Genomic DNA, 6,176 nt, shown 5'->3' on the forward strand with positions numbered 1-6,176 from the left:
AAGGTCCGGGCCGGCCGGCCGAGGCGAAGACCGCGGCGGCGAGAGTCCTTTGTGGACGTCGCCCGCGAAGGGACGTAAGTCCTCACGACCGGTGACCGACGCCAGCGGTGGCCCGGGTCCCGCCTTCCTAGGTTGGGAGGTGACACGAAAGGAACTCCCGATGCGAGCACGCGACCTGATGACCGCGCCGGTGATCACCGTGCACCCGTGGACGTCCGCGAAGGAGGCGGCCGGGCTGCTGGCCGCGCACGGCTTCACCGCGCTGCCGGTGGTCGACGACGATGACCGGCTGGCCGGGATCGTCACCGAGGCCGACCTGATCCGCGGCCGGATCCCGGCCGATCCGCGCTACGTCCACGAATCCCGCGAGACCACCGCCGGCAAGAGCGTCGGTGACCTCATGACCGCTCCGGTCACCGCGATGAGCACCGGTACCGACGTCGCCGATCTGTGCCAGGCGCTGGTGGACGCCCGGATCCGGGCGGTGCCGATCGTGGACGGCTCGGCCGTGGTCGGCATCGTCACCCGCGGCGACGTGGTGCGGGTGCTCGCCCGCGACGACGTCGAGATCGCCCGGGACGTGAGGCACCGCTTGGAGATCTACGGCGGCAGCGGCCGCTGGCACGTCGACGTCCACGACGGGCTCGTGCACATCACCGACCAGTTCGACGACGACACCGACCGGCACGTCGCCCAGTTGCTGGCGCTGGCTGTGCCGGGCGTCGTCGCCGCGGAGACCGCGTATGCGGGTGAGGAGCAGACACGATGAGCGTCACCGATCCGAGGATCACCGTGGGCGTGGACGGGTCGGCGGGCTCGACCGCCGCCGTCACGTGGGCGGCGCAGCTCGCCTCCCGGCGCCACCTCCAGCTGAAGATCGTGCACGGGCTGCAGATCGCGGGCCTCTACTACGGCGGCGGCATGACCGGCGTCGGCGCGGCGACGCTGTTCGAGGCGGTGCAGGCGGACGGTGAACGAGCCATCGCCGACGCCCGGGCGCTGGCCATGTCGGTCGACAAGGACCTGGCCGTCACGAGCGAGCTGCCGAACGATCCGCCGGTGCCGGTGCTGATCGACGAGTCGCGGCACGCCCGGATGCTCGTCGTCGGCCGGACCGGGAGCGGTGGGTTCGCGGACATGCTCATCGGCGGTACCGCGGCTGCGGTCGCCGCCCACGCGCACTGCCCGGTCGCCGTCATCCGCGGCCAGTACGACGCGGCGGCCGGCCCGGTCGTGGTCGGTGTCGACGGCAGCCCGACCAGCGAGCAGGCCATCGCGGTCGCGTTCGAGGAGGCGTCGTTGCGGGGGGTGCCGCTGATCGCGGTGCACGCCTGGAGCGACATCACGTATGAGGACACGCGCGGCACGGCCCGGGTCCTGACCCAGCCGGAGTCCCTGGAAGAGGGCGAGCAGCGGCTGCTGACCGAGCGGCTGGCGGGCTGGCAGGAGAAGTACCCGGACGTGGAGATCCGCCGGCAGCTGGTCCGGGACCGGCCGCGGCACGTCTTGCTCGAGGCGTCCGCGGAAGCTCAGCTGGTCGTGGTGGGCAGCCGCGGCCGGGGTGGCTTCACCGGCATGCTCCTGGGTTCGACCAGTCAGGCGCTGGTGCAGCACGCTCAGTGCCCGGTGCTCGTGGTCCGCCCGGAGCGGAAGGCATGACCGCGGTCGAGACGCGCCCGGCGGTGCTGGGCGGCCGCGAGCTGGCGCAGGTGGATGCCTTGTGGCGGGCCGCGAACTACCTGTCGGCCGGGCAGATCTACCTGATGGCGAACCCGTTGCTGCGCGAGGGGCTGCGGCCCGAGCACGTCAAGCCGCGGCTGCTCGGGCACTGGGGGACCTCGCCGGGGCTGAACTTCGTCTACGCGCACCTCAACCGCGCGATCCTGGCCCATGACCTGAACGCGATGCTGGTCACCGGTCCCGGTCACGGCGGCCCGGCGCTGCTGGCGAACACGTGGCTGGAGGGCAGTTACACCGAGGCGTGGCCCGAAGTCACCCGCGACGCAGCCGGGATGGCCGAGCTGTTCAAGCAGTTCTCCTTCCCCGGCGGCGTCCCCAGCCACGTGGCGCCGCAGGTGCCGGGGTCGATCCACGAGGGCGGCGAGCTCGGCTATTCGCTGGCGCACGCCTTCGGGGCGGCGTTCGACAACCCCGGCCTGCTCGTGGCGTGCGTGGTCGGGGACGGTGAGGCCGAGACCGGCCCGCTGGCGACGTCGTGGCACGCGAACAAGTTCCTCGATCCGGTGCGTGATGGTGCGGTGCTGCCGATCCTGCACCTCAACGGCTACAAGATCGCCAACCCGACCGTGCTCTCGCGGATCCCGCCGGCGGAGCTGGACGCCCTCCTGCGCGGCTACGGCTACACACCGATCTACGTCGAAGGCTCCGATCCGGAAGTGATGCACCAGGCGATGGCCGCCGCGCTCGATGCGGCGATCGCCGACCTGGGGGCGCGTCCGATGATCGTGCTGCGCAGCCCCAAGGGCTGGACCGGACCGTCCGTGGTGGACGGAAAACCGGTCGAGGGCACCTGGCGGGCCCACCAGGTCCCGCTCGCCGAGGTCCGGACGAACCCCGGCCACCTGCAGCAGCTGGATGAGTGGCTGCGGTCCTATCGCCCGGAAGAGCTGTTCGACTCCCGCGGGCGGCCGGTGGCGGAGGTCACGGCGATGATCCCGGCGGGGGAGCGGCGGATGGGCGCGAACCCGCACGCCAACGGCGGCATCCTGCTGCGCCCGCTGACGCTGCCGGACGTCGCGGCCCACGCCGTCGCGGTCACCGCGCCGGGGGGCACGGTGTCCGAGCCGACCCGGGTGCTGGGCCGGTTCCTGCGGGACGTCTTCACCCTCAATGCCGACCGGGCGAACTTCCGCCTGTTCGGCCCGGACGAGACGGCTTCCAACCGGCTGGACGCGGTCTACGACGTCACCGCCAAGCAGTGGCAGGCCGCGGTCGAACCGGTCGACGAGCACCTCGCGGCCGATGGGCGCGTGCTCGAAGTGCTGTCGGAGCACCTGTGCCAGGGCTGGCTCGAGGGCTACCTGCTGTCGGGGCGGCACGGGCTGTTCTCGTGCTACGAGGCGTTCGTGCACATCGTCGACTCGATGGTGAACCAGCACATCAAGTGGCTGCGGGTGCACCGGCAGATCCCGTGGCGGCGGCCGGTGGCGTCGCTCAACTACCTGCTGACCTCGCACGTGTGGCGCCAGGACCACAACGGGTTCTCCCACCAGGACCCGGGGTTCGTCGACCACGTCGCGAACAAGAGCAGCGAGGTCGTGCGGGTGTACTTCCCGCCGGACACCAACACGTTGCTGGAGGTGGCGGCGCACTGCCTGCGCAGCCGGGACTACGTCAACGTGGTCGTCGCCGGGAAGAACGACACGCCGGACTGGCTGGACGCCGAGCAGGCGGCGCTGCACTGCGCCCGCGGGGCGAGCATCTGGGAGTGGGCGAGCACCCACACCGGCCGCGAACCCGACGTCGTGCTGGGCTGCGCGGGCGACGCCCCGACGTTGGAGGTCATGGCGGCGGCGAAGATCCTGCGGCAGGAGTTGCCGGAGCTGGCGGTGCGGGTGGTGAACGTGGTCGACCTGATGCGGTTGCAGCCCGAGGCCGAGCACCCGCACGGCCTGAGCGACCGCGAGTTCGACGCGTTGTTCACCCCGGACCGCCCGGTGATCTTCGCCTACCACGGTTATCCGTGGCTGATCCACCGGCTGGCCTACCGCCGGACGAACCACGCGGGGATGCACGTCCGCGGCTACACCGAGCACGGGACGACGACCACGCCGTTCGACATGCTGGTCCTCAACCACATGGACCGCTTCCAGCTGGTCATCGACGTGATCGACCGCGTTCCCGGCCTCGTCGCCACGGCCGGCGTGCTGCGGCAGAAGATGACCGAAGCCCAAGGCCGGCACCGCCGGCACATCCTCGCCACCGGGGAAGACCTGCCCGAGATCCGCCACTGGACCTGGGAAGGCTGATCACTCGCCGGGCGGGCCGGTGAACATCCGGATGATCCGCAGCGTCCGCTCGAAGACGCCCCCGAACGCGACGCCGCCGGCGATCACGGTGGCCGCGACCTGGTGGGTCTGGCGGTACACGAGACCGCCGACGACCAGGCCGGCCACCGCGCCGAGGAGCCCGGCCAGCACCAGCATCAGCGCGTCCCAGGCCGGCTGGGACAGCGTGCGCCGGGGTGGCGGCGGGCTGGGTCTGCGCTTGCGGCCCATGACGGTCCTCGCTTTCTCGACGATGAGTGAAGCGTGCTGCGCGGTCCAAGACGCTCGATGTTATCTGATCAATTCCTGTTCGGTGATGAGGTCAGAAGCGTCAATCTGATATCATCAGCCGATGCGCGACGAGGCGGACGAGGCCGGCGGGGGCGAGCGGGTGCGGGGGTCGAGCAAGGAAACGCTCGACGAACTGGGCCGGAAGATCGTCCGCGGCGCGCCCGGATACCGGCCGGGTGACGCACTCAGCGTCGAATCGGTGGTGGCGGACCTGAAGGTCAGCAAGCCGATGGCCCGGGAAGTGCTGCAGACGCTGCACCACATGCGGCTCATCCGGATCATGCCCCGGGTCGGGGCCACCGTGCTCGACCTGCCGTCGTGGGACATGTTGAACCGGACGGTGATCGAATGGCGCCTGGACGAACCCTCGCCGCGGCACGTGCGGAGGTCGCTCACGGAATTGCGCGCGGCCATCGAACCGGCGGCGGCCCGGCTCGCCGCTTCGCGCGCGCCCGCCGCCGTTTGCCACGAACTGCTCACCCTCGCGCAGCAACTGCACGAAGTCAGCCTCCGCGATCATTTCGACCACGCCGTGCGCACGGAGTTCCGGGAACTCGACGCCGCCTTTCACAGCGCGATCCTGCGAGCCTCGGACAACGAAGCCTTCCAGAGCCTCACGTATCCGATCGTGCTCGCCATGAACCACCGCATCGACCGGCACTACGCCGGCGACAAGCGGCATCCGGCGCCGGCCGGCGGCGACACCCTGCCCGACTTCCCGGTGCGGCCGCTGCCGGTCGCCATGTGGTTCCACCGGTTCCTGGCCAGTGCCATCGCCCAAGGGCGGCCCCGGGCCGCGGAAGTCTTCTCGCGCGGGCTGCTCGCCGAGGTCGACGGCGAACTGTCCATCGACGCCCAGCTGCGGGACTCGATCCTCCGGGAGATCGAAGAAGTCGAGACGGCCGACGCCGACCGCGAAGCGTTCAAAGCCGAACTGGTCGATGCGGTTTCGAAGGCGTGGACCAGGACTCGGAACGAGATGGGCTGGACGGAGTGACGGCCACGGCCGGGAGCGAGGCGAACTCCGCCGGCCGGTGGGTGACCACCAGGGCCGGCCGGCCTTCGGTCGCCTTCAGGACGTCGGCGGCCAGTGCCGCTGCCGTCGGGGCGTCGAGGTGCGCCGTCGGCTCGTCCAGCAGCAGGATCGGCCGGTCCGACAGCAACGCGCGAGCCACGCCCAGGCGCTGACGTTCGCCGCCGGACACCGGGGTTCCGTGTGTTCCCAGCGCGGTGTCGAGGCCGTCCGGCAGGTGCGAGAGCCACGGCGACAGCTGGGCCCGGCCCAGCGCGGCCCGCAGCTCGGCGTCGGTGGCCGAAGGCCGCGCGAGGCGGAGGTTTTCCCGGAGCGTGCTGTCGAACAGGTGCGTCTCCGGGCCGCACCAGGCGATGCGCTCGCGGACCGAGTCGCCGTCGCAGGTGAGCGTGTTCGTGTCGGCCAGCAGGATGCGGCCCGCCGAGGGGTCGAGGTGGCGCAGCAGCGCCGCGATCACCGTGCTCTTGCCCGCGCCCGAGCGGCCGGTCAGCGCGACGCGGCGGCCGGGACCGATCCGCAGGTCCACGTCCTGGACCGCGTCGACCGGGACACCCGGCCAGCGGACCGACAGGTGCTCGGCCGCCAGTTCGGCCGCGGCCGGCGCGCTCCCGGTCGCCGGGGTGTGCGGGGCGGGCAGGGCGTCCAGCTCCGCGAGCCGGCGCGCCGAACCCGACGCGCCGAGCAGCCGCTGGGCCGCCTCCGGCAATCCGGCCACCAGTTCGGCCGTCGCCAGCGGGGTCAGTGCCAGCACCGCGAGCGCGGGACCCGGGACCGCCGCCAGGATGCCCAGCGCCAGGCAGGTGACCGACGTCAGCCCGACGCCCAGCGTGGCGAGCCCGCCGCCC

At 71.9% G+C, this 6,176-nt stretch carries 6 protein-coding genes; 4 read left to right on the forward strand and 2 right to left on the reverse strand.

What is annotated here, in order from left to right:
• Nucleotides 1-160: 160 nt before the first annotated feature.
• The 3 genes from CCN39_RS35855 to CCN39_RS35865 are packed head-to-tail and all read left to right on the forward strand — an operon-like array spanning nt 161 to nt 3,989.
• A complete protein-coding gene (locus tag CCN39_RS35855; RefSeq protein ID WP_086849660.1) occupies nt 161-769 on the forward strand; it encodes a CBS domain-containing protein in 609 nt (202 codons plus the stop codon).
• Entirely contained in the window at nt 766-1,659 is an 894-nt protein-coding gene (locus tag CCN39_RS35860) for a universal stress protein (protein WP_086849662.1), read from the forward strand. The genes CCN39_RS35855 and CCN39_RS35860 overlap by 4 nt, the downstream gene beginning before the upstream one ends.
• Nucleotides 1,656-3,989 (forward strand): phosphoketolase family protein, encoded by a 2,334-nt coding sequence (locus CCN39_RS35865; protein ID WP_086849664.1) that lies wholly within the window; start codon nt 1,656-1,658, stop codon nt 3,987-3,989. The genes CCN39_RS35860 and CCN39_RS35865 overlap by 4 nt, the downstream gene beginning before the upstream one ends.
• On the opposite strand, the gene CCN39_RS35870 is transcribed toward CCN39_RS35865, so the two are convergent.
• Nucleotides 3,990-4,238, reverse strand: a complete 249-nt coding sequence (locus CCN39_RS35870) for a hypothetical protein (protein ID WP_086849665.1) — start codon at nt 4,236-4,238, stop codon at nt 3,990-3,992.
• Nucleotides 4,239-4,359: 121 nt separating this feature from the next.
• Here CCN39_RS35870 and CCN39_RS35875 point away from each other — a divergent pair, with 121 nt between their 5' ends.
• The gene (locus CCN39_RS35875) at nt 4,360-5,295 is read left to right on the forward strand and encodes a FadR/GntR family transcriptional regulator (RefSeq protein ID WP_086849667.1); all 936 of its coding nucleotides are present in this window, start codon (nt 4,360-4,362) and stop codon (nt 5,293-5,295) included.
• On the opposite strand, the gene CCN39_RS35880 is transcribed toward CCN39_RS35875, so the two are convergent.
• Nucleotides 5,222-6,176: amino acid ABC transporter ATP-binding/permease protein (locus CCN39_RS35880; RefSeq protein ID WP_143264275.1), on the reverse strand; the 955-nt coding region annotated here is incomplete at its 5' end. The genes CCN39_RS35875 and CCN39_RS35880 overlap by 74 nt on opposite strands.

The organism is Amycolatopsis kentuckyensis (genome assembly GCF_002155975.1).
Classification (GTDB): domain Bacteria; phylum Actinomycetota; class Actinomycetes; order Mycobacteriales; family Pseudonocardiaceae; genus Amycolatopsis; species Amycolatopsis kentuckyensis.

What these genes read in the sequence shown, in the direction of transcription:
- CCN39_RS35855 (WP_086849660.1), top strand. Translation starts at nt 161, where the DNA reads ATGCGAGCACGCGACCTGATGACCGCGCCGGTGATCACCGTGCACCCG.
- CCN39_RS35860 (WP_086849662.1), top strand. Translation starts at nt 766, where the DNA reads ATGAGCGTCACCGATCCGAGGATCACCGTGGGCGTGGACGGGTCGGCG.
- CCN39_RS35865 (WP_086849664.1), top strand. Translation starts at nt 1,656, where the DNA reads ATGACCGCGGTCGAGACGCGCCCGGCGGTGCTGGGCGGCCGCGAGCTG.
- CCN39_RS35870 (WP_086849665.1), bottom strand. Translation starts at nt 4,238, where the DNA reads ATGGGCCGCAAGCGCAGACCCAGCCCGCCGCCACCCCGGCGCACGCTG.
- CCN39_RS35875 (WP_086849667.1), top strand. Translation starts at nt 4,360, where the DNA reads ATGCGCGACGAGGCGGACGAGGCCGGCGGGGGCGAGCGGGTGCGGGGG.